The sequence below is a fragment of the Paenibacillus arenosi genome, assembly GCF_014841135.1.
GTDB classification, from domain to species: Bacteria; Bacillota; Bacilli; order Paenibacillales; family Paenibacillaceae; genus Paenibacillus_B; species Paenibacillus_B arenosi.
Map to the genome: position 1 here is coordinate 31438 of NZ_JACYTN010000018.1, position 24926 is coordinate 56363.

The 24926-nt window shown below is 42.5% G+C and carries 22 protein-coding genes; 21 read left to right on the forward strand and 1 reads right to left on the reverse strand.

Annotated features, from left to right (window positions below; translation table 11 throughout):
• Positions 1-20: 20 nt before the first annotated feature.
• The 10 genes from IFO66_RS17450 to IFO66_RS17495 all read left to right on the forward strand — a co-directional run bounded on the left by IFO66_RS17450 (position 21) and on the right by IFO66_RS17495 (position 11555).
• Positions 21-1181 carry a glycosyltransferase family 4 protein gene (locus IFO66_RS17450; protein WP_192026397.1) on the forward strand — a complete coding sequence of 387 codons (1161 nt, stop codon included), beginning with the start codon at positions 21-23 and terminating at the stop codon, positions 1179-1181.
• Positions 1156-2454 (forward strand): nucleotide sugar dehydrogenase, encoded by a 1299-nt coding sequence (locus tag IFO66_RS17455; protein ID WP_192026398.1) that lies wholly within the window; start codon positions 1156-1158, stop codon positions 2452-2454. Before IFO66_RS17450 ends, IFO66_RS17455 begins: the two co-directional genes overlap by 26 nt.
• Before the next feature lie 4 nt (positions 2455-2458).
• The gene (locus IFO66_RS17460; RefSeq protein ID WP_192026399.1) at positions 2459-3460 is read left to right on the forward strand and encodes an NAD-dependent epimerase/dehydratase family protein; all 1002 of its coding nucleotides are present in this window, start codon (positions 2459-2461) and stop codon (positions 3458-3460) included.
• A 3-nt stretch (positions 3461-3463) separates the two neighbouring features.
• Positions 3464-4642 carry a glycosyltransferase gene (locus tag IFO66_RS17465; RefSeq protein WP_192026400.1) on the forward strand — a complete coding sequence of 393 codons (1179 nt, stop codon included), beginning with the start codon at positions 3464-3466 and terminating at the stop codon, positions 4640-4642.
• Positions 4639-5748 (forward strand): glycosyltransferase, encoded by a 1110-nt coding sequence (locus IFO66_RS23855; protein WP_225445851.1) that lies wholly within the window; start codon positions 4639-4641, stop codon positions 5746-5748. Before IFO66_RS17465 ends, IFO66_RS23855 begins: the two co-directional genes overlap by 4 nt.
• A gap of 54 nt (positions 5749-5802) precedes the next feature.
• Positions 5803-7278 carry an O-antigen ligase family protein gene (locus IFO66_RS24255; protein ID WP_192026401.1) on the forward strand — a complete coding sequence of 492 codons (1476 nt, stop codon included), beginning with the start codon at positions 5803-5805 and terminating at the stop codon, positions 7276-7278.
• Entirely contained in the window at positions 7275-8798 is a 1524-nt protein-coding gene (locus IFO66_RS17480; RefSeq protein WP_192026402.1) for a polysaccharide biosynthesis C-terminal domain-containing protein, read from the forward strand. Before IFO66_RS24255 ends, IFO66_RS17480 begins: the two co-directional genes overlap by 4 nt.
• Before the next feature lie 255 nt (positions 8799-9053).
• A complete protein-coding gene (locus IFO66_RS17485; protein WP_337913309.1) occupies positions 9054-9959 on the forward strand; it encodes a LacI family DNA-binding transcriptional regulator in 906 nt (301 codons plus the stop codon).
• 78 nt (positions 9960-10037) lie between these two features.
• The gene (locus tag IFO66_RS17490; protein WP_192026404.1) at positions 10038-11291 is read left to right on the forward strand and encodes an MFS transporter; all 1254 of its coding nucleotides are present in this window, start codon (positions 10038-10040) and stop codon (positions 11289-11291) included.
• An 81-nt stretch (positions 11292-11372) separates the two neighbouring features.
• Entirely contained in the window at positions 11373-11555 is a 183-nt protein-coding gene (locus tag IFO66_RS17495) for a pentapeptide repeat-containing protein (protein WP_225445857.1), read from the forward strand.
• Between the two features lie 61 nt (positions 11556-11616).
• Here IFO66_RS17495 and IFO66_RS17500 read toward each other — a convergent pair whose 3' ends face one another.
• Positions 11617-12501 carry a trypsin-like serine peptidase gene (locus tag IFO66_RS17500; protein WP_192026406.1) on the reverse strand — a complete coding sequence of 295 codons (885 nt, stop codon included), beginning with the start codon at positions 12499-12501 and terminating at the stop codon, positions 11617-11619.
• Between the two features lie 180 nt (positions 12502-12681).
• On the opposite strand from IFO66_RS17500, the gene IFO66_RS17505 reads away from it, so the two are divergent.
• The 11 genes from IFO66_RS17505 (at position 12682) to IFO66_RS17555 (ending at position 24852) form a co-directional block, all read left to right on the forward strand.
• Positions 12682-14493: a S8 family peptidase gene (locus IFO66_RS17505; protein ID WP_192026407.1), complete on the forward strand. Its 1812-nt coding sequence runs from the start codon at positions 12682-12684 to the stop codon at positions 14491-14493.
• 316 nt (positions 14494-14809) lie between these two features.
• Positions 14810-14980 carry a hypothetical protein gene (locus IFO66_RS17510; RefSeq protein WP_192026408.1) on the forward strand — a complete coding sequence of 57 codons (171 nt, stop codon included), beginning with the start codon at positions 14810-14812 and terminating at the stop codon, positions 14978-14980.
• A gap of 218 nt (positions 14981-15198) precedes the next feature.
• The gene (locus IFO66_RS17515) at positions 15199-15531 is read left to right on the forward strand and encodes a PadR family transcriptional regulator (RefSeq protein WP_192026409.1); all 333 of its coding nucleotides are present in this window, start codon (positions 15199-15201) and stop codon (positions 15529-15531) included.
• Positions 15532-15533: 2 nt separating this feature from the next.
• A complete protein-coding gene (locus IFO66_RS17520; RefSeq protein WP_192026410.1) occupies positions 15534-16091 on the forward strand; it encodes a hypothetical protein in 558 nt (185 codons plus the stop codon).
• A 37-nt stretch (positions 16092-16128) separates the two neighbouring features.
• Positions 16129-16674 (forward strand): hypothetical protein, encoded by a 546-nt coding sequence (locus tag IFO66_RS17525; RefSeq protein ID WP_192026411.1) that lies wholly within the window; start codon positions 16129-16131, stop codon positions 16672-16674.
• 246 nt (positions 16675-16920) lie between these two features.
• Positions 16921-17412: a DUF2569 domain-containing protein gene (locus IFO66_RS17530; protein ID WP_192026412.1), complete on the forward strand. Its 492-nt coding sequence runs from the start codon at positions 16921-16923 to the stop codon at positions 17410-17412.
• Positions 17413-17467: 55 nt separating this feature from the next.
• A complete protein-coding gene (locus IFO66_RS17535) occupies positions 17468-18274 on the forward strand; it encodes a zinc ribbon domain-containing protein (RefSeq protein WP_192026413.1) in 807 nt (268 codons plus the stop codon).
• A 327-nt stretch (positions 18275-18601) separates the two neighbouring features.
• Positions 18602-21778 (forward strand): bifunctional cytochrome P450/NADPH--P450 reductase, encoded by a 3177-nt coding sequence (locus IFO66_RS17540; protein ID WP_192026414.1) that lies wholly within the window; start codon positions 18602-18604, stop codon positions 21776-21778.
• 177 nt (positions 21779-21955) lie between these two features.
• A complete protein-coding gene (locus IFO66_RS17545) occupies positions 21956-22819 on the forward strand; it encodes a DUF421 domain-containing protein (protein WP_192026415.1) in 864 nt (287 codons plus the stop codon).
• Positions 22820-23086: 267 nt separating this feature from the next.
• Positions 23087-23749, forward strand: a complete 663-nt coding sequence (locus IFO66_RS17550) for an oxidoreductase (RefSeq protein ID WP_192026416.1) — start codon at positions 23087-23089, stop codon at positions 23747-23749.
• Positions 23750-23967: 218 nt separating this feature from the next.
• Positions 23968-24852 carry a VanW family protein gene (locus IFO66_RS17555; protein ID WP_192026417.1) on the forward strand — a complete coding sequence of 295 codons (885 nt, stop codon included), beginning with the start codon at positions 23968-23970 and terminating at the stop codon, positions 24850-24852.
• Positions 24853-24926 lie beyond the last annotated feature (74 nt).

Below are 24926 nucleotides of genomic sequence, written 5' to 3' on the forward strand. Positions count from 1 at the left end.
AATCGTGCGAGGTGGAAGCGATGAAAGTGTTATTGATATCCAGTCTAGCGCCCTCTCTGTTGACCTTTCGACTGGACATGATCAAGGCGTTTCAGAGGCATGGTCATGAAGTTATCGCAATTGCCCCTGAGCATGGACAGCAGTGGGAGGAAAAGTTCAAAGCGCTGGGAATTGCTTATTATGCAGTACCTATTGCTCGTACTGGCATGAACCCACTGGAGGACCTAGGTACCTTTCTGCGCATGATTCGGATCATACATAAAATTGAGCCTGATATTGTGTTTGCCTATCAAGCCAAATCAATCGTGTACGGATGTATAGCGGCAAAATTAACGGGAGTCAATCGCATTTATGCATTAGTTGCAGGGCTTGGATCTATTCTGCACAGCCATCGTAAATCCTCGATAAAGACGATTATCGTCAAACTTATTTTAAAGACACAATACAAACTTGCACTAGCTTGTTGCAAGCGAGTTTTTTTTCAAAACCCAGATGATAAGCAAGCAATGAGCACGATGAACTTGATTCGTGAAGAGCAGCCTTCACTTATTCATGGTTCTGGCGTTAATTTGACTATTTTTTCTGAACAGCCTTTACCTGAGCAGGATGTATTTTTGTTCGTTGGCAGGCTTCTTAGAGATAAAGGAATTTGTGAGTATATGGAGGCAGCTAAGCTTGTAAGACAACAGTATCCGCAAGCTCGTTGTCTTGTGCTTGGGCCTTTTGATACGAATCCAACTGCAATTCCGAAGCACGAGCTTGAGCGCTTCGTAGAAGAAGGTGCTATTGAATATATGGGTGCAACCGATGACGTACGTCCTTACTTGCAGCAATGTTCGGTGCTCGTCTTGCCGTCTTATCACGAAGGAACGCCTCGATGTGTGCTCGAAGCGATGGCGACAGGCCGCCCCATTATTACGACAGATGCCCCGGGATGCCGTGAAACGGTAGTCGATCAAATGAACGGTTTTCTTGTTCCTCCTAAAGACACGGCGGCAATTGCTGAGAAAATGATCTGGATGATTGAAAATAGGGAGCGGTTAAGGTGGATGTCGCAGCAAAGCTTACGAATGGTTCGTGATAAATACGATGTCGACAAAGTGAATCAAGTCATAATGGATACGATGCAAATCCAACCGATGGAGGCTGTCAAATATGTTGGAGGCGATCAAAGATTATAAACGATCAATAGCGGTTGTCGGACTTGGTTATGTGGGCTTGCCGTTAGCTGTGGCCTTTTCTCAACACGCGAATGTGATTGGATATGATAGCAGCGAGACTAAGATTAGTCTATATCAGCAGGGAATTGACCCTACGAATGAGGTAGGAGACGCTACCCTTCGCGTGACCAAAGTTAAGTTTACAAGCAACCCGGTTCATTTGAACGAGGCCTCTTTTATTATTATAGCGGTGCCGACACCTGTTGATAAGCACAATAAGCCTGATTTAAGCGCCTTAATAAGTGCTAGTTCTACTGTGGGCAGCCATTTGCAAGCGGGAACGATTGTCGTATATGAATCTACGGTTTATCCAGGGGTAACAGAGGACATATGTATCCCTATTTTGGAGCAACGCTCTGGATTAAAAGCTAGCGTAGACTTTCAAGTTGGTTACTCGCCTGAACGCATTAACCCTGGTGATCACGTTCATCGACTTGAAACAGTTGTCAAAATCGTTGCTGGGCTTAATGAAGCATCCTTGGAGACGATAGCTAGCGTGTATGAGTTGATCGTCAAAGCTGAAGTCTACAGGGCTCCTTCTATTAAAGTGGCAGAGGCGGCTAAAGTTATCGAGAATGCGCAGCGTGATATTAATATTGCGTTTATGAATGAACTTTCGATTATTTTTAATCGGCTGGGCATTGATACATTAGATGTACTGAAGGCAGCTGGGACGAAGTGGAACTTTTTGAACTTTCAGCCGGGATTAGTCGGTGGGCATTGCATCGGGGTTGATCCTTACTATTTAACGTACAAGGCAGAGGAAATAGGCTATCATCCTGAGGTCATTACAGCTGGCAGGCGAATCAATGACAATATGAGCAAGTACGTAGCGGATAGTCTAGTTAAGCAGCTCATCTACGATAATTGTTCGATTAAAGGTGCTAAAGTGTTGGTTATGGGTGTAACTTTTAAAGAAAATGTTCCCGATGTTCGCAATTCCAAGGTCGTTACAATGATTCGCGAACTAGAGCAATATCATATCGATGTCGTGGTTATGGACCCGTATGCAGACCGTGAAGTGCTGTACAACGAGTATGGGATCGAATTAGCTCATGAAATCCCGCTAGTTGATGCTGTCATTGTTGCGGTAAATCATAAGGAGTATGTGAATCTTGATTTAGATGAGCTTCGTGCGTTGTATGATCCTCATCGTTCGGTGCTTATTGATGTAAAAGGAATCTATAATCGACGTGAGGCGGAGTCCAAAGGCTTTACCTATTGGAGGCTGTAATCGAATGGGATATCGAGATGTTACATTTCAAGCGGGTACGCAGTTCCTTGTAACGGGAGCAGCTGGTTTTATTGGCTCCAATCTGGTGGAGGCTCTTCTCCAGAAGGGAATGAAGGTGAGGGGACTTGATAATTTTTTAACAGGAAAAAAGGAGCATGTGGAATGTTTCCTGAACGATCCCAATTTTACATTTATCGAAGGCGATATTCGTGATGCAGCTGTATGTCGTGAAGCTTGTACTCAGGTCGATTATGTTCTTCATCAGGCAGCGCTTGGTTCTGTTCCACGTTCTATAAGGGAGCCTGTCCTTTATGACGAAAATAATATTGTTGGAACACTTCAGCTATTCGAGGCAGCACGGTTATCAGGTAAGGTGAAAAAGGTAGTCTATGCTTCTTCTTCATCGGTGTATGGGGATGCGGAGCAATTACCTAAAGTGGAAGGGCATGAAGGAAAGCTGCTGTCTCCTTATGCGATAACGAAGGCAGTGAATGAATATTATGGCTCTTTGTATACAAAATTGTATCAATTGCCATGTGTCGGGCTGCGCTATTTTAATGTATTTGGCAGAAGGCAAGATCCTTATTCCTCTTATGCGGCAGTTATTCCGCTGTTTGCGAAGCTCTTACTGGAAGGCCAGCAGCCTACCATTAATGGAGATGGACGGCAGACGAGAGACTTCACGTATATTGACAACGTTATCGAGGCTAATCTAAAAGCTTGTGTGGCGGGAGATGAGGCGAATGGCGAGGTATTCAATATTGCATGCGCGGAATCATTCACCATCGCTGATATGCTACGCATGATGTGCAAACAGTTGTCTACTCCGTATCTTCCGAATCATGGACCTGATAGGCAAGGAGATATTAAGCACAGTCTGGCTGATATTTCCAAAGCCCGTTCGTTATTGAATTATACAGCGGAGTGGAATTTCCATCGGGGGTTTGACGAGGCTGCTGCATGGTATCGAACGTATTTTAATCGCCAAATAGAAAGGGAGGTTTGATGGATGGCTCATGCTCCTTATCGCGTTCTGCATGTATTTGCAAGAATGGACAAAGGTGGTGCTGAATCTCGCATTATGGATTTGTACCGCTATATGGACCGCAGTCACATTCAATTCGACTTCCTTAGTTTAGAGGGCGGGAAGCATTATTTTGATGATGAGATCGCGCAGCTTGGAGGGAGGCGATTTGTTGTTCGCCACCCAAGAGAGAACTTGATCGGCCATATGCAGGATATGTACCACATAATGAAAACAAAAGGACCTTTTCAAGCGGTGCATGCCCATACGGCACATCATGAAGGCTTAGTGGCGTTAGCTGCTCGCATAGTTGGCATTCCTCATCGAGTATGTCACGCGCGAACGACGGGCACTTCACAATCAGCTTCGCCGTATAAACGTGCTGGGCTACTGCTGGGCAGGCTGCTAATCGCATCTTGTGCAACACGTTTGCTTGCAATTAGTCAGGCGGCAGGAAAGTATCTGTTCGGCGAACATGCCATGAAGCAGGGGAAAGTAGAGCTTGTGCCCGATGCTATAGACTTGTCCGCGTATGAACAAGTCAACCAACTCGATCCGCTCGTTCTACGGCAGCAGGCAGGAGTTCCACCTTGTGGCATTTTGCTAGGGCATATTGGAAGCTTTCGAACCGTGAAAAATCAAACGTTTTTAGTTCGATTGCTAGGAAATTTACGCAGAACTGGTATTGATGCAAGGCTTGTTCTCATTGGAAGCGGGGGACAACGATTAGAGATTGAACGACAAGTTATTGAAGCTGGGCTTGCTGCTTATGTACACTTCCTTGGTGTTAGAGATGATGTTCCGAGGCTCGTTCGCATGCTTGATGTGTTTATTATGCCATCTCTTTACGAAGGATTAGGAGGAGCGGCCATAGAGGCTCAGGCGGCAGGGACCGCTTGTGTGCTATCATCCGCTCTGCCGGTTGAAGTGGATATGGGACTTGGTACAGTGAGATTCGTAGACTTGAATGACCCGATGCCTTTTTGGATGCAGGCTATATTCAAGCAAGCCAATGCAATACGACCAAGTTCTGATGAGATACGAGCAGCCTTCTTCAGAAGAGGATTTATGTTAGAGCATGCCGCTGAACGCATTCAACGCGCGTATGGGCTAGCAGGCGGCAGCTTTGCGATTAATGATACTGGAAGGATGTACGAAGGATGAGCAAAGAGTTGAAGCGTGTGCTGCATATTATTCCGTCAACCGGATTTGGCGGCATTACATCCATGGTGATGAATTTGTACCGTGCACTTGATAAAGAACGTGTACAGTTTGATTTTGCATCGTTCAATCGCGGTCATTTGCATGATGATATTGTATCTATGGGCGGACGTATTTTTTATTTTGAATATATGAAGAAGCAGGGCGTCTTTCGTTACATGCGCGCGCTCAAGAAGCTGATCCAAGCGCAGGGGCCTTACCATGCCATTCATGTTCATAATGGCTACAAAGGTGGGTTTGCTTTATTAGCAGCTCGAATGACGGGAATCGATACACGCATCTGTCATATTCATACGAGTAATGTTGAACAGCGCTGGCAAAGGGCTATATTGCCGATGCTAAAGTCTTTGTCGATTGGGCAAGCTACTGAGTTGATCGCCTGCGGACAAGATGCAGGAGCATTTATGTATGGAGATCGTTCCTTTTCCATCCTGTTAAATGCGATCCGACCCGAGGAGTATGCGAATCGTTCTCCGTGGGAGCGTGAGCAGTTGAGGCGAGAGTTGAATATTCCAAGCGATTGTCTTGTCATTGGTCATGTAGGCAGATTATCGCCCGTGAAAAATCATCATTTTATGCTGGAAATCGCGGAGGAATTGAAGACCCATCATGCAGGTGTACCGTTTCGATTTGTATTCGTTGGGGATGGACCACTACAATTCGAGCTGGAGGAGGCCATTCGTAAAAAAGGGCTTGAGAAGCATGTTATGTTGATTGGCTCACGTGAAGATATTCCTGCATTGATGAATTTATTTGATCTCTATTTGCTGCCATCTCACTTTGAAGGATTGCCTGTTACGCTCTTAGAAGCGCAAGCCGCGGCGATTCCATGCCTTGTATCCACAGGAGTAACGCGTGAATCTGATATAGGTGCAGAAACGGTTACGTTTATGGATTTATCCGCGGGAGCGCAGGCTTGGGCATATGAACTGCTGAGTTGTATTGAGCGGGGACAAGGTAATCAACAGGAGGCAGGAGCTAAGCTGGCTGAACGGGGCTATGATGTGAACAGCAGTCTTAGCAGACTGTTACAAATCTATAACGTATAAGGATCGTAATCGTGGATTTATGCAATGCGCTCGCGATAGAAGGGAAGATGTGCCGTGTCGCAACGTTTTGTAAAGAGTAGTCATGAGCTGAAAGGAACAGAACTACGTAATCGTAAGATGTTGTTAGTTTCAAGTCGATTTCCTCGACTTGGCTGGTTCTATCCTAGTATGGTGATAATGCTCATGCTTTACGCAGGTACGCAACAAACATCGCTGCTTCTTGCAGCCATGGTGTGCATGGGTATTTACATTGCGATATCCTCCGCTGATTTTAATTTCTATTTACTCGTATTTTTGCTTCCCTCTCTTAGCTTGTTTGTAACGGAACAGGCAGATTCCTCCTACGCAACGATGCTGTTTTTAGCTGCTCTTGTAAAGCATGTTGCTTCGAGAATGAGCAGCATGAAGCTACACGTAGTCGGATTGCTAGGTGTATTAGGGATTATCCTGCTCGAATTGCTGCATGTGTTCACTTATTTATCGGAATGGATGAATCCGACTGTCAGATGGATTGCACTGATGCTATATGCTAGCTTGCTAATCATCGATATGAATTTCAAACCCAATTTCAAGCGAGCTGTCTACACGTTTACTTGCGGCATTTTCGTTTCAAGTGCTTGTGGATTGGTAATGAACATAACCAGTGAATTCACTTCCGGTCCATTTCGGAGGTTCGAGGGTGTAGGCGGCGATCCGAATGGTTTCGGTATGATGGTGTTGATGGCGGCTTTTTTCCTATTGCATGTGTACAAGCAAGCTCGACAACCCAATATTCTGCTAATATATAGTTCTCTTGGATTGCTCCTGCTGGGATTAACAACATTATCTCGGACTTATTTTCTTACCATGGGATTTATGGTGCTCCTGTTGCTTGGTTATATGGTACTTACTTCAGATCGGAATAGTAAAAGAATGCGTTCAAAGATTATCGGGGCAGTTACGATACTAGGAGCTGCATTTGCCATTCCGGTTATACAATTAGTACATTCGATAATCGAGCGGATGTCCATTGGAAGCAGCCTAGATACCATGACAGGCTCTCGTTCCTTTCTAGCTGAGCAATATTGGACGGTGTTCAAAGATTCATCATGGTGGGAGTTGTTAGTTGGGAGAGGGATAATAGGCTATTTGCCACAGAGTCGAATTTCTGTACATGGTCAGCAAATGGGTCCGCATAATACGTATTTAGAGTCACTTGTTGCGTGGGGATTGGTAGGATCAGTTGTCTTTGTCGTTTTTGTAATGCTATTGACTTATGTACAGCGGGTGAAATCTAGAGTAGGATCTGAAAGCACCTTATCATTATCAGCAAATATACGATCAAAGCTAAGTTTCCTCGCTTTTCTACCTATCATCTCCACGATGATCTTTTTACTGTCTTTGCATTCGCTAGGTATGTATACCACCTACTTCTATCTCGTGCTGCTGATTATGAATTTGTACTATACGGAACCGGAAAGCACTGAGGCGATGGAAGGTATCAGCAGCGGTAGTACTGTATCGACTGTAAAAGGGAGCGGGAATACATGAGAAGCAAGCTCGCTCTATACAATCTCTCGGCGAGTCTAGCTTTGCAATTCATAACGGCACTTGTCGGCATTATATTGCCGCGCTTTATCATTGAAGCCTATGGCTCATCTATGAATGGAATGATTGCTTCCATTACGCAGGTGATGCGGTATTTATCTATCGTGGAAGCTGGGCTAGGAGCTGCATGTATTGCGGCTTTATATCTCCCGCTAGCGAATAACGACACGAATCAGGTAAGTACAGTTTTATCAGCGGCAAGAATGCTTTATAACAGAACGGGCAAGTTATTTGCTATTTTCGCTGTAGTGGCAGTGCTTGTCTATCCATTTCTCGTCTACGCTCAAGTTCCTGTATTTACGGCTGGGGCGATGGTGCTTATTATGGCGGGTGGTGGATTGAGCGAATATTATTTAATAGGCAAATATCGTGTACTTCTGATCGCTGACCAAAAAAGCTATATCATTTCACTCATTCAGTCGGCTGGAGTTGTGATTAATGCAGTCGTATGTATATTGCTAATCACATTTGGCGTTGCTGCGCTCACAATGCAGGCTGCTGCGACATTTATTTTTGCATCAAGGGCTGTATTTATAAAATGGTACATCACTCGAAAGTATAAGCAGATCAATTATCGGGCATCACCTGATATGGAATCGTTAAAGCAGCGTAAGGATGTATTTATTCATCAGCTCAATGGTTTAGTTGTATTCGGATTACCACCTATCATCAACACTATATTTTGTAATTTGCAAGAAGTAAGTGTTTATTCGGTATACAGTATGGTGTTTGTCGCAGTGAACATGTTTGTTGCTTCTTTCACTTCTGGTGTAATGGCGTCCTTTGGGCAATTGCTGGCTAAGGGTGATGTTACCGTGTTGAGGCACAGTTTCAAAAGTTTTGAGTATGTGTTCGGTGTTGTGCTTACTTGGGTGTATGCATGTACCGCGCTGCTCCTAATTCCCTTTATTCAAGTGTATACCTCCGGTATTCGGGATGCAGATTATATTCGCCCAGACCTTGCTATGTTGTTCGTAGCTGTTGGGGTCGTAAGCAATCTTCGTACGCCGCATCACATGATTGTCCAAGCCGCAGGTCACTTTCGAGAAACGAGAATACCTTCTATTATTGAGGCCGCGATCAGTGTGATAGCTTCACTGTTATTTGTACGATGGTTCGGTGCGTCAGGGGTGTTACTAGGAATGCTTTGTGCTCATCTTTATCGAACGCCGGAGCTTATTTGGTATACGAATAGAACGATTTTAGGGCGATCCCCTATGTCTGGACTTATTCGAAATATCCGGAATATAGGGTTGGGGGTAGGAGCGGCTCTGTTGTGTTCGTATCTGTTTACCTTGAATGTTGACTCGTTATGGCAATGGTTCAATTATGCTGTTATTACAGCAATTGTCGTGCTCGTTATAGTGGTTGCAGGGAATTTGATTGGTGAACCGAATTCAGCTAGAACGGTGTTGGTGAAAGGGAAGACTCTGTATCGAGGGATACGAAGTAAATGGAGATGAGCGGGTACTGATTCAAAGAGGGATGACTTATTCATGGGATAGTGTGAGATGAAAAATAACATGCGTGAGAAAGTTTATGAGTACTAGGAAAGCATGCATGGATAATGCATGTTTTTCGTTTGCAGTGCTCTATTGTGGTGGCTAATTCAAGCTGGGTAATGGTACAATAGCTTAAACGTTTAAGTGATTAAGGAGACTAGAAATGTAGGTTGCTATAAATGAACTAGGAGATGAGTAGGTGAATGCTTGAAAAAAGTGACGATTAAAGATATTGCGAAGGAAGCAAATGTGTCCACAGCAACCGTAAGCTACATATTGAACAATGTCCCGAAGCAGACGATCACGGATGAAACACGTTGTCGGGTGCTGGCAGCAGCGGAGCGCTTGAACTATGTACCTAATCTCGCCGCACGATCTCTTGTTAAGCGTAAGACGGGTCTAATTGGCATTTTGATTAATCGCGTTGCGGGTGAACCGTGGTGGAGACGGCTACGTTACGCAGACATGGTGAATCGATTGGAGCAGTTGCTAACCGAGCGAGGTTATCACGTCGTGCTGTCTAGTATAGATGCAGAGAAACCGAAAGTAGGCATTATTGCGGAGCGAAAGCTGGATGGAGTGTTTTTAATCGATGTAAAAGAGGAACATTTTTATTCCATTTCGCATCACTTTCCAGCGGGTGTGCCTTTGGTTGTCATTGATAGCTTGGTTGAGGATACGTTATTTTATAAAGTAATCCATGATGTGAAAGGCGCGTTAGAAAGCGCACAAGCATGGAATGCTGACCATGATTGTTACTATATCATAGAGTCTTATTACAATGAGCCTTATGTACGAGCAATTAAAGACGTGATTGGAGTGGCTGAAGATCGAATACATCTGATGGAAGATGAGGGGGAAATGGCTGAATTTATTCATAAGCAGCCTGCCGGGTGCAAAGGCATTATTTTCAATGAATTTGTAGGAATGCTCGCTGGTAAATACGTTGACCCGTCTCATTTGACGATTATTAGCACATCGGGTTGTCCAGAGGTTGTTCCTGCACGAGCCAAGTATGTGTCTGCGGCAGCTAGCAAGTCACAAGTTAGCTTTGAGCTGATGATGCAATTGCTTAAGCAGGATGCGGAGCTTCCCACTGATAAATATATAAAAGTGAAATGAGGATGAACATAAAAGCAGAGTAAAATCTGTTTTTTATTTCTTAACTTAAACGTTTAAGCGATGTCTAGGGGAGACTTGATGATGGAATTAGCAAGAGAAGAAGTAGGGATACAGCAGGCAAATACGTCGTTATGGCGCAATCGTACGTTTCTTGGTTTGTTTGCTAGTTATGCGGTTTCCTTGTTTGGAAACATGTTTCACAATATTGCATTAAACTTATGGGTGCTGCAGACGACAGGCAGTGCAAAGCAGATGTCTATCATTGTTATTTCGCATTTAATCGTCGGCGTAGTATTTGGTTCCTTCGCCGGGACATTTGCGGATCGTATCGATCGCCGGGTATTAATGATGTTCTCGAACATATGTCGATTGGTACTCGTAGTAGGAATTGCTTATGTGATGACACAGCCTGACGTACCTTTCTATGTACTTGTGATATTAACTACTTTAGTAGCATTTGCGGGTGTATTTCATGGCCCGGCGTTTCATTCTTCACTTGCGGATATCGTAGGAAAAGAACAGATCCCGCAGGCGATAGGAATCATTAATATCGCGGATAACATCATTCGTGTATCGGGCTTTGCTTTGGGTGGAATGGCGGTTGCATTGTTTGGCGGCGTTGTCGCGATATTGATTGATGCGGGGGCATTTCTCGTATCTACCTTATGCTTATTGGTGGCAGGTCAGTTCCCTCGTAAAAGGGAGCGCAGTGAAGGGCAAAAATCCAGCTTTATTGAAGATTTCCGCGAAGGATTCAAAGTGGTATGGCATAATCCTTATGCCAAAGCAGGTCTGATTCTAATGCCTGTGTTGTCGTGCAGCTTCATGTCATCGTTTATGATTATTCAAGTAATGGCTGTGCAGGTATGGCATGCAGATGGATTTGTATTTGGGCTTATTGAAGCATCTATCCCTTTGGGATATTTAATAGGTTCGATAGGAATTATGTTATTTAGTGAACGCCTTGGCCGAAGAGGGTATTGGGTTATAGCTGGAGCGATTGGGATGGGTCCGATCTTCTATTTGATTGCGCAAGCAGGTTCAGCGGTAGCGGCTCTGCCTTTGATTTTAATCATTGGTTGTTTGTTTGCGTTTAGTACGCTCATTATTAATATTATGCTGCGGGTTGAGATCGATACATCTGTTCAGGGGCGCGTCTTTGGAATTCTTGGTTCCATAATAGGCGTTACGCCGCCGGTGGGGATCGCAATTTGTTCGGCAATTTCGGATAGTTACGGACCAGAGACAGCGCTTACAGCTAGTGCGATTGCGACGCTGGTGGTGAGTGTCGCTGCGGTGGCTTGGAATAAGCCGATGAGGGATTATCGTTAGAAGTGAAATAGTGAATTTCAGTTGGTTACACTTGGTGGGGTTCGTCTCGTAGATACGAATCTTGGAGATGATCAGCGTCCGATGAACTTTGAGAGATGTGAGCTTGAAAATAGTACGATAAGAAACTGTAATTTGAGAAATGTGGAGATTTCTAATAGTGATTTGACGGGTATGAAAATATATAATATTTCGGTAGAGGAGTTGCTTGCAGCGTATGTTCAGATGAATCAGAGAAAACTCTATATAATGATGTCGTTACTCTAAGATAGCTCGAATACGTTTTGGAAATGTAAAACGCAGGGTTCTGCATCCCTGCGTTTTACAATTATGAATGGTTACTTATAGCTTGTAGGGTAGAGGATTCAGTAAGTAGGGAGGTTATTCGTACACCATAGTTAAAACCTTGTGAGCTACTATCACATCCTCCATTTGTATGAACACCGACGATTGATCCGTCCGTTGTAAGAAGTATGCCTGCTCCAGAAGTTCCACCAAGTGTATCAAGCGAATTATATCCGATTCGTTCATCCCCATCCTGTAAAAAAGTAACTGGACCCGCCTCTATTTTTTTCATTCTACCTGCGGGATGTTGAATAATACATAGCACATCATTAAGACTAGCATCTACTTTTGCTATCTTTGTGTGGCCAAAAATTGTTCCAGGTTGTCCATCTAGTTTAATAATGGCAAAATCTAATCCACCTAGACGGTATTCTTTTAGTTCAAGTACTGCAAATAATTGTACAGATCTTGGAGTGTTAGAAGAATCAACCTGAAAGTTGAAATTAACTTGCATATTTTTAGCTATTTCAGCTGAAGATATAGGGTTATTTGTTCCATTGATGCGAGGAACCGTCCAGCCATTTGGGTTTTGATCAAAACAATGGCCAGCAGTTAAAAACAAATCCTCTGAAATGAGAGTACCGGACCCCCATCTTACACCAGAAACATTTCCAGGATATGTATATTTTGTTGCTAAATCACTATGCCATTGAATTTGACCAACAGGAGATTGATGACTATCCACAAATGATTTTGTTACACCTAAAGTACCATCGTATCGTTCAACATCTTGAAAGTCTTCGGCTCCACATGAGCTTTCAAGATTATCCGGTTCAACAAATGCAATTGGTTTACGCGGAAGTGATTCAATCTCTAAAGTATGAAATTCTGCAATATCTTGTGTGTTAACATTTTCATTTTGACTCATACTGTAATTCCTCCAAAGTGATTTCTAGAATATCCTCTACATGAATTCAATTTTTTATGTACGTAAAAACTTATATATCAGAAAGGTGCGCGTAGACAACCTTATTTAACTTTGTACACATATTTATTGCTTTTTTGATGAATCCTAAATATTAAAATTAAATTAGTATGGAGGAAGATCATGATGGTAGAGAACATTCCAAACAACCTTGATCCACGGCTCCAGAAAGCCATGCTGAAGAGTCAACTTACAGAAAAAAAATTAGAAAATGCTGAAAGTAAAGAGGAATTGATTCCAGTCATCGCAAAAGTTACGGACGTGAAATCTTTTCATATGCTTCCGGGTGTTCACGATATGAACGATATTGCATTGGCACCAGATCAAACGGGACGAATTGTGACTGCAAGTGTTGCTGTATCAGAACTGTCAAACATACATCAATCTTCTGTCGTATTAAGCTTAAAGGGAGCCCAGCAGTTAAAGCCTTTATTAAAGGATACGAGAAGAGAAATCAATGTCCCACCTATTGAAACAGTAGAAGGTAACGGAGGAGCTGGTGTCATTGTTGGTATTGTAGATCACGAATGTGATTTTGTTTATAGAAGTTTTCGACGAGATGATGACACGACTCGGTTAATTGCATTGGCAATACAAGAGATAGATTTTAACGAACCGAATATTAACAAAAGAACAAAATTTAGAGTATATAATAGTAGGGATATTAATCAAGCATTATTAACACCTAATCCATATCGTTACTTGAACTATCAAATTAGGAATAGATCGCATGGAACGCATGTAATGGATATAGCTGCGGGGAATGGTCGTAACAATAAGTCGGCAGGTGTTGCTCCTAATGCTGACCTTATTTTTGTTGAACCAGCCTATTGGGATATTGTAAAAGGAAACTTAGGGAGCTTTGGTGATTCAAAAAATTTAATAGATGCCGTTAAATTTATTTTTGTTCAGGCAGGTAATCAACCTTGTGTCGTAAATATTAGTCTTGGGACTAATGGTGGCCCGCATGATGGAACATCACTTGTGGAACAAGCGCTGGATGGATTAGTAATGGAGAGACATAATAGAGCTATCGTGATTGCCGCAGGAAATTCATATAACGATAATATTCATGCAACTGGTATTGTGCAGCAAAATCGTTATGTCGACCTTCATTGGAAGATCCCGCTTGGTGATACTACCTTGAATGAAATGGAAATTTGGTACCAAGGTGAAGACAAGTTTCGAATAGAAGTGTTGACCCAAAATAACGAAGTGATTTGTAGTGTTGGGCTAGGTGAAAATTATTTTAATGGTCAGATTTTTGTAACGCAGACTCGAAACGAGGACAATGGCGATAATGTAGTGATGATTTTCAATGATGTAGAAAGAGGAGCAAATTTATCCGGTACCTGGATCATCCGCCTCCGTGGTGATTCTGTTAGAAATGGTAAGTTCCATGCTTGGATAGAACGGGATAATCATATAGAAGGTGTACAATCTAGTTTAGTAACTTTAAATGACAATACACATACACTGGGCTCAATTTCCTGTGGGCACAAGAGTATTGTTGTGGGATCATATAGTGCTAAATCACCGAATTCAATTATCTCATTCTTTTCTAGTGCGGGGCCTACACGCGATGGACGACAAAAGCCTGATATAAGTTCGCCAGGTGGAAATGTAGAAGCCGCGTCGTCTCTCACGAATGATGGGATCATTGGAATGTCTGGAACGAGTATGGCAGCTCCTGCGGTAACGGGAGTCATTGCATTAATGCTTGCTGAGGCCAAATCGCATCGCCTGACACTTTCCATCGATCAGATAAGTAATATCCTTAAACAGACAGCTAGGTCTCATCCTCCTACTCGGCAAGTATGGGATAACCAATATGGCTATGGCAGGGTAGATGCGAAAGCTGCTCTGATGGCAGTTAGAAATTTAGCGAACGAAACCACAGCACCAATGGGGAGTAGTTTAAATCTTGGAGAATAAAGGTAATGGTTTTGTATGAGCAATTTGTTCTGACAGAAGGAATAATTTTAAGATTTGATGTAGGAAAGCGCAGGTGATTTATATCCCAGCGCTTTTTTAGCATGCTACCATGGGCTTCATCTCTAATGCGAAAGCCTGCTGGAGACTGGTGAATGTCTATTGCTAGCCAAGAGTGAGGATGTTGATTGGGAGGCGGATTAAGACGGATGAGTCACTAGAACATGACAAAATTCAATGTCGCCAAAGGCTTGTCACGTAGTTGTGGGCAGAAAGATGACGTTCTTAACTGGGGAGAATTGCGGAAAAAAGAGAAGCGGTGAAGCCGTCAGGGAATGGCGGAGTGCCGAGTTCTTTGTCGGCACAAGTTGCTTTTTCTCTTTTCAAGGCGTTAGCGAACGCGTTCCATGCAATGGAAACGGGAGTGAAACTCAAATACGAGAACTGTGAGCACTCTGTGTTTCTGAATGGTGAGCCGAATCATGACTAGCTCTGGCCGAGAAAGTAGGTAATGTTAGAAGCACAAATTATGCCCACTCGACTTCCTACGAAGTGGAAGGGCTAAAATTGTTGACCTCCACCTACTCAGTTACAGTTATTTATACATATGTTTAATTTGTACCTTGCTTTGTAAGGTATGTCATTGTATGATATTCCCATAACCTTTATACCTAATAAAGTAATGTATCAAAAAGGAGCCAATTTGTATTGAAAGTAGATAAGGAAGTTTTACGCGGCTATATAGACACGATTATTCTTAGCCTACTGTATCACGAAGATTTGTATGGGTATGATTTGAGCAAAGAAGTAAAAAAAAGAAGCCACAACTCATTTGAAATTCAAGAAGGGACACTGTATTTATCCTTCAAACGACTCGAAAAAAACGGATATGTGACTAGCTATTGGGTAGATGGTTCGGCAGCAGCACGCAGAAAGTACTATCACCTGACGGACAGTGGTAAAGCGTATTTGCTGCACAAAAAGAAAGAGTGGGTATTCATGCAGAATCTAATTAACGAATTTTTAGATGGGGTGGAATAGGAATGAAGATCAGCCAAGAGTTAGAACAGAAGATTACGAAATATGTAAAGCAGAGTACACATTTAGTGGATAGTGACGATCTTACTTATTTTGAGAAAATTGCTTTAGTGGCTCGCTTGAAAATGAACAGCGCAAAGAAAGCTGCAAACAAGCTGAAATGGACTTCTAAGGAAAATAAAGAAGCTCAAGAAGACTTAATGAACTATATGACGGATTACATTTTTGACCAGATTACAGAAGGATATTCGGAAGAAGAGGCGTTTGAAAGAGCAAAAGCCGCATTTTCGGTTGAAAATCCTGATAACCCTTTATTGAAGAGCGATTCGGATTGGATTAACCATTATGAACCTCATGTGGTGGACGCGGTAAACTTATACTATGCGGCGTATCTATTTATCGGCTTAGCATTAGGTGCCTTTTTAGGGCTTGTTTTGCAAATTTTGACCCAGGATCAAGTAATAGGTGTCGTATTGTTCATAGCTGCTGGAATTGGCTCAGTAGGTGGTTTAGGAGCTGCTATGCTGAAAAATGCCCAAATTACGATGCATAACCATAAGTAAATAAACAACATTCATTGGAAAGATGAGGGATATCAGGATGAATATGATATTACTTTCGATTGTAATTGGCGAAATTGCATTCTGGGTGTTTTTGTTTGCTGGTTTATTATTCAGATATGTTTTTAAAATGAAAAAGTTATCCACCATTTTTCTGCTGCTAACGCCGTTGATCGACATATTTGTGTTATCGGCAACCCTCATCGATTTATCTAGAGGAGCTCCTGCTCATTTTGTTCATGGATTATCAGCAGCGTACATAGGTTTTACTTTGATTTATGGAAAAAGAACGATACAGTGGGCAGATCGTTGGGCTGCATATAGATGGGGAGCAGGTAATCGACCGCTCAAGAAAAAGCTTGTTGGAAAAGATGAATTGGAGCATCAATGGCATGAGTTTAAAAGATTTTGTTCCTGCATGATGATTATTAATGTAATTATTTCGATGTTTTACTTTTTCGTACCACCTAAACAAACCTTTTGGTTTACGTATTGGATTATTAACAATGTTGGACTCATCTTTATTTGGTTATTTGTCGGACCAATATGGAGTAAGGTGAAACATAATGGTAAAAGCAGTACTTAATCTAGAAATGGTTAAAGGTATAAACTAAATTTCGTCCAACAAATGAAATAATAGCAATTATTGTATGAATTAATGAGCAAACAAACATAATTTGAAAGTTGGCGTGTCAATGATGATAATATGGAATGGTATACAAATAGTGTCGTTTTTGTAATAATGAAAAAGGCTATGTCAGGGGGATTACATATAAAAATATAAAGAGTAGTAAAGTAGACTTTTCTAAAAATATGATACAAGGGTGAACGAATGGAAACAGAGACGATAGAGAAAAAGATAGAAGGCTTAAAGAAATTTGAGTATAAGATACAAGGTCTGGGTGGCTGGCTCGTTGTTGTTCAAATTATCATTTATCTCAATCTAGTGCTTATGCCGATTGGATTGCTGGCATTAATGTCAGATACGATGCAAGAACAAATCGAATATATTAAGTTGGCATTTCCTGAATACATGTGGTTCATCTGGTTGGGGACCATATTCAGTATTATTATGATCGTAGTATTTATTTGGGCGCTAATTTGTATGTATCGTAAAAAGAAAATTTTCCCTAAATTGATGATCGCTATTTTTATTGCAACTTTTGCAGTTGATTTCTTAGAGCCGATCGCGATAATTGCGCTTATGGATACTACAGGAGATATGGAGATCTGGAAAGACACGATTCGAAGCGGTTTTTATTGTGCCATTTTCATTCCTTACTTCTTGAAATCAAAACGCGTTAAAAATACGTTTGTAAATTAATTTAGTACATCCTGATATAGCCTGCACAAATAAAAAGATGGAAGGGGAAAGATCAATGAGTGTTACATGTTCGAATTGTCAACATACAACAGACGAAGGCGCGTTCTGCATCCATTGCGGTGCCACATTGCCAGAAAAGATACAAGGGGAAGAGCGTTCGGCTCAACCAATATCTTCATCTCAGCAAGTTCCTAATGGTGAAGGGCAGTTCAATCAAGGGACGGAACCCATTTCTAATACTTTGCTGACGAAAGAGCGTATGCAGAAGGCTAGCGAATCCTCAAAAATGTATGCTAGTTACGTTATGGATAACATACGTTCACCTTATCAGCGATTGCAAACGATATCCCAATCCCTTCTTATTCAAGCACTTATTACGATAGGCATCTATGCTTTACTTATCCCGTTAATTATGTATATTCATCTCCAATCGAGCATCGGTATGTTTGGTGATGTGCCGTTTTTTAAAACGGTAGTGAAGCCGTTTCTTGGTTATATCGTATTTTTGCTTTTGATTGGAACGATTACGTATGGTGTTATTGTGCTGAATCGTTATCAAGCAAGTTATACAGCGGTTATTGCGCGCTTTGGTACGATACTGCTGCCGTTTGTGGGGTTGCTTATTCTTGCAATATTGATGTCACTTTTAAGTATTGGTATGTTTATGCTTCCTCTCTTAATCGCTTTTACAGGGGCAATTTTTGTAGCACCTTTGCTTGTATTCCTAAGTTACCATGTGCCCGGTCGTGAGCGAATTGACTTGATGTATAGTATTTTACTTATTATTGTTGGCGCTTATGTGACAATTCGTATCATGTCAGAAGTTTTACTGTCATTTGTGGGTCAACTTCTTAGATTTTAACTAGGGGTTATCATTCATTTACTATTTTCTTAAAATGGCTTTTTCATAACCAAACAAAAAACGAAGCTCGAGACGGGATGTACGCATCCAGTTCCCAGCTTCGTTTTTTTGTTTGTATTATTCAGAACTAGGTAGATAACGAACTGAATGGTCTTCCAGTATGCGTTCTGACTAATCGAACACGACAACTTGTAGTAAGCATACAAATGGACACAATGTTACTCCTAAGTGGATAGTTTAAGCTCTGTTCTCAAATAGTAACATTACTTACAACGAAACTTGACTGACGAGAAACGAAGCAGATGAACAGGGGGATTTGAGTAAAGAATGGAACAGCACATTCCACAACCGAAATCGTTTGGGCCATTAGGCAACCTGCCACAATTGGATCTGGAAGCACCCGTACAGTCATTAATGCGACTGGCCGAGGAATTAGGTCCTATATTCCGCTTGGAATTACCAGGGGGAAGAAAAGAATTATACATATCTGGTCATGAGTTGGTTGAGGATGCTTGTGATGAGACACGATTTGATAAAAGAGTGTGGGCTCCGCTGCAAAAAGTAAGAGCGTTTACGGGAGATGGTTTGTTTACAAGTGCGACGACAGAATCGAATTGGCAAAAAGCTCATAATATTTTGCTGCCAAGCTTTAGTCAAATGGCGATGCGCGGTTATCATGAGATGATGGTGGACATTGCTGTTCAGTTGATTCAAAAATGGCTGCGGCTCAATCCCGATGAGAGTGTAGATGTTGCTGAAGATATGACGCGGCTTACGCTGGATACGATCGGGTTATGCGGGTTTGATTATCGTTTCAATAGCTTTTATCGGGAACAGTCACATCCTTTTATTACGAGTATGACTCGCGCATTGGATGAAGCAATGGGCCAGCTACAGCGTCTAAATATCCAGCAGAAGTTGATGGTCGTTACGAAGCGTCAATTTCAACATGATATACAAGCCATGTACACGCTAGTGGACAAAATTATTGCAGAGCGTAAAGCACAGGGACAGGCTAGTGGAAATGACCTGCTTGCTCACATGTTGAATGGTCGAGATCCTGAGACAGGCGAACGACTGGATGATGAAAACATTCGATTTCAAATTATTACGTTTCTCATTGCAGGACACGAGACGACAAGTGGATTATTATCCTTTGCCCTATATTATTTACTGAAAAATCCAGATAAGCTGCAAAAAGCATATGAAGAAGTTGACCGAGTATTGGTCGATGCGGTCCCAACCTATACCCAAGTACGTGAGCTTTCTTACATACGCATGATTCTGAATGAATCATTACGTTTATGGCCAACAGCCCCGGCGTTTGCTCTATATGCGAAAGAAGATACGATGCTGGCAGGTAAGTATTCGATGAAAAAAGGAGATAGCGTCAACGTTTTAGTTCCCATCGTTCATCGGGATACGGATGTATGGGGAGAGGATGTCGAGACTTTCCGCCCAGAGAGGTTTGAGGATATTAGCAAAGTACCGCATCATGCATTTAAGCCATTTGGAAATGGGCAACGAGCATGTATCGGACAGCAGTTTGCAATGCAAGAGGCCGTGCTTGTTTTGGGCATGGTGTTGAAACATTTTGAGATTATGGACCATACCAATTATCAGTTGAAAGTAAAAGAATCACTGACATTGAAGCCAGATGGCTTTACGATGCGGGTCCAATCTCGATCTAATCAAGGATTTACGATTGCAGCAGCTGGGGATTCTCCTGAAGAAAATCGTACAGGCGCAGCGATATCGAAGACCAACAACCGAGTTGAGGGCCACAACACGCCTTTGCTTGTTTTATATGGATCGAATCTGGGTACAGCCGAAGGAATTGCACGAGAACTAGCAGATATGGCGCGCAATCAAGGTTTCCGCACGGAAGTGGCACCTTTAAATAACTGGGCTGGCAAACTGCCTAAGGAAGGTGCTGTATTTATCGTTTCAGCTTCCTATAACGGCAAGCCGCCGAGTAATGCGAGTGAGTTTGTGAAATGGCTTCAGGAAGCTGAAGCGTCCGAATGCGAAGGTGTACGATATGTGGTATTTGGCTGTGGTGATCATAACTGGGCGAGCACCTATCAAGAAGTACCGCGACTTATCGATGAACAGCTAGCTGTAAAAGGAGCAACTCGCCTTACTTTGCTTGGTGAAGGGGATGCAAGCGGTGACTTTGAAATCCAAGTCGAAACTTGGCGGGAGCACATGTGGCAGGATGTCATGTCTGCTCTAGGACTGCAATTAAATGAGGAAACAGCCAAGGAAACGAACAATCTCACCGTTCAGTTCGTTAGCGGTATTGTTGGCACACCACTCGCAGAATCATATGAAGCTTTCCATGCAAAGATCGTGAATAACCGCGAACTGCAAAGTCCAGACAGCGGTCGGAGTACTCGACATATTGAAATCTCACTTCCAGAGGGAGTTACTTATAGGGAAGGGGATCATATTGGGGTGCTACCTATAAATCGCAAAGAATTAGTGCTGCGAGTATTGCGCCGTTTTAAGCTGGAAGCTACGGATCATCTCATTCTGCGTGCAACAGGAAGAAGTGCTGCACATCTGCCGCTAGAGAGGCCGGTAAGTTTGCTTGATCTGCTAAGCCATAGTGTTGAATTACAGGAGGCCGCTACACGTGCCCAACTGCGCGAACTTGCTTCTTCTACTGTATGTCCGCCGCACCGCCGAGAGTTGGAAGTTCTATTGGAGGAAGAGGCGTATAAGAAACAAATTAAGCAGAAGCGAGTAACGATGTTAGATCTGTTGGAGCGTTATGAAGCTTGTGAAATGGCATTTGATCGATTTCTCGAGCTGCTGCCGCCACTTAAGGCGAGATATTACTCGATTTCTAGCTCACCGCGCGTGGATGCCGAGCAGGCGAGTATAACGGTCGGTGTTGTTCGTGCACCAGCATGGAGCGGGCAAGGTGAGTACAAAGGAGTTGCGTCGAATTATTTGGCGGAGCGTCAGGAAGGGGATTCGATTGTTATTTTCGTACGAACACCTGAAAGTGAATTCCAATTGCCGAAATGTACCGAAACACCCATTATTATGGTTGGCCCTGGTACTGGTTTGGCTCCTTTCCGTGGATTTCTGCAAGCACGGAGCGCGCTCAAGAAAGAAGGACATCCGTTGGGGCCTGCTCATTTGTACTTCGGCTGCCGCAGTGAGAGCGACTTTATTTACGAGGATGAACTAAAACAATATGAGCAAGACGGAATGGTTACTCTTCATACCGCGATGTCGCGTAAAGAAGGCGAGCCGAAGACATATGTTCAGCATCTTATGGCTCGTGATGCAGAGCAGTTGATCCGTATTCTTGATGAGGGCGGGCATCTCTATATTTGTGGAGACGGCAGTAAGATGGCACCTGATGTAGAGGCGACGCTGCAGCGTGCATGGGAGGAAGTGCATGGAGAGAATGATCGTGAGTCGGCGGCTTGGCTGGAAAAATTACTGGACGAAGGACGCTATGCCAAGGATGTATGGTCGGGAATTTAGGTGATACAAGAGATGTCATCGTAAGGTTGATTAGTAAGCACCTTTCCATCTGCGTTGTGGAGGGTGCTTTTTAAACGTTCATTATTGGTTACACGCACTTATTTATGGATAATCCTGTTCATATTGGTCAACAGTAAGAAATGAAGTTTGACGATACGAACAGGAGGTTTTTAAGCGATGCCCGGTGAATTAGAAATACTGATACGCACACTATCGGCTGTTGTCATTTTGTTTTTAATGACAAAGTTGCTAGGCAAAAGGCAAATTTCTCAGCTGTCCTTATTTGAATACATAACAGGGATTACGATTGGTAACTTAGCAGCATACATCTCCTTAGATTTAGATGCTCAGTGGTATTACGGACTTATTTCTATAGTGGTGTGGGTAGGAATATCCCTACTTGTTGACTTACTCCAGCTAAAGAGCAAATCAGCAAGAGACTTTATCGATACGAAGACCACGGTTCTTATTCAAGAAGGGAAAGTATTGGAGCATAATTTGCGCAAAGAGCGAATAACAGCCGATGAGCTCATGCAGCAGCTTCGCAAAAATAATGCCTTTAGTCTAGCTGATGTGGAATTTGCGAGTATCGAGCCAAGTGGGGAGATTAACGTACTCCTTACAAAAGAGAATCAGCCACTGACGGCCAAAGATTTAGGGCTATCGATCCAAAATGAACATGTGCCACAGATTGTTATTATGGATGGAGAAATATTGGACAAGCCACTTAAAGAAATGGGATTGGATCGCAACTGGCTTACAAAGAAGCTGGAGGAATACAACGTCAAACAAGATGAAATTTATATTGCGCAAGTGGATTCTAAGCAAGAGATGTATGTAGATCTGTACGCTGATCATATTAACGTAAACAAGAAAATAACATCTCCTCCTTCTGAATTACTCGCCTTATTGAAGAGATGTGAGGCTGATTTGAAGTTGTATGCGGACAAAACGAAAGACAAGGAGATTAAACAGCTTCATGAACGCTTCTCCACGGACTTGGAAAATGTACTATCTGAGATGAACCCTATGGCAAAGTAAGGGGAAGAATATCGAAATATCGTGATGCATCTGTACCCCTGATCAATGGTTAAGCAATTGATTCAGGGGTATTTCATTGTAAAGGAGTCGTTTATCGTCTTCGGTACAATATGCTGCTATATATTCGCTATATGCTTTAAATCGCTTTCATTCCTGTGACTCTCACTATCTATTTTTCACCGAATAGCAGACATGATATGATGTTAGTTATACATATTTTAAGCTATAGTCGTTTTATTTTATTTAGCATTTATAGGAGTGAAGCAAATGGTTCTAAAAGAGAAAACAGCATTGCTTGTAGGCGCAACAGGATTAGTCGGTGGACATTTGCTGCAACTATTGCTCGAACAGCCAGCCTATCATAAAGTTAAAATTTTTACACGAAGAAATATACAGTTGGATCATCCCAAGCTAGAACAGATTGTGGTGGACTTTGATCATTTGGAGCGGTACATCGAACATTTCCAAGTAGATGATGTTTACTGCTGTCTTGGCACAACGATCAAGAAGGCAGGCTCGAAAGAAGCATTTCGTAAAGTGGATTTTGAGTATCCGCTAGCATTGGCAAAGATGGCGAAACAGTGTGGAGCGAGCAAGTATTTGATGGTTACCTCCATTGGTGCAGACTCGAATTCAGCCTTTTTCTACAATCAAGTAAAGGGTCAAGTGGAGAATGAAGTTAACCAATTAAATTTACCATCCGTTCATGTATTTCAACCTTCGCTATTGCTTGGGTCGCGGAGTGAATCACGACCTGGGGAAAGTGCAGCTATCATGGTAAGTCCGCTAATTAAGCTAATCGCACGTGGGAGCTGGAGCAAGTATAGACCGATTCAGGGGAAGGAAGTTGCTGCGGCCATGTACCGGATTGGTCAGAGTGAAGCACAAGGGATCCATGTGTATCATTATGAGCAAATGTTGGTCAAATAAGTGCTAATTACATATAGGGTAAGGCTTGTTCTATAACTGGAACAAGCTTTTTTTTGTTAAAAGAGAAGGGGAAGTTATCCAATGTTACCAATAGTAACAATTAATTAATAGTTATGAAACCATGTTGTCATTCATTTGCAGATCAAATTATATATATTCATATCCGGATTGAAAATCGGAGTGAAGAGGTTGTCACATTTGAGTATAGGGGAGAAACCATGGGACAAATTCAACAAGGAAAGACTACACGCAAAAAGTACATGTTCATGCTGCTAATGGCATCTTCATTGGCGATGACAAATGGGTTAAGCACAGCTGCGCTTAACGACAATAAACAAAGAGAAACGAGTGCCAATGCAGCAGCGTTACAAACGAAAAACCAAGCTATTTCCAAAGCAAAGTCTGCAACGGTAGCTCCAGCTAAAGTCATAGCTAGCTTCTCCACCAAAATTGCACCTGGCCATGCTGGACGCACACATAACATTAAATCAAGTACAAAAGCGCTGAATAACATCGTATTGCAACCGGGAGAATCATTAAACTACAGCGAAGTGGTTCAAAAGACGAAGAAATCATATGGCTTGAAAAAGGCACCAGTTATTATGAATGGCAAATTCGTTGAAGGATATGGGGGAGGTATTTGCCAGACATCATCAACCCTATACAATGCAGCTCTTCTCAGTGGGCTAGAAATTGTAGAGCGACGCAGTCATTCGCTACCCGTAGGCTACGTTGCACTAGGGCGAGATGCGACTTATGCAGATAATAGCGTAGAATTTACAATTCGAAACCATACAGAAGCTGCTATTACGATCCAGACGAAAACGAACAATAGCAAAATTACCATCAGCATCCTTGGTCAAAAAGAAGAAGGGGTTACGTATGAAGTAAAAACGCGGGTACTGAAAAAAATACAGCCTAAGACGGTGTATAAGAGCAGCAGTATTTCACGTTCCAAACAAACAAAAACGATTCAAAAAGGAAAACCAGGCTATGTCGTGGAAACGAAGCGCATTAAGAAGAAAAATGGCGTGGTCGTTGCAGAGGAACTGATGACGAAGTCTAATTATCGCGTGCAACATACGATAAAAGGCAGACCGTAAGCGGAATCACGTAATAGCGGCTGATGGTGTATCTTGTACAGCTGTCCGTATCCGCTAGGGTAGGGTTGTTTGCA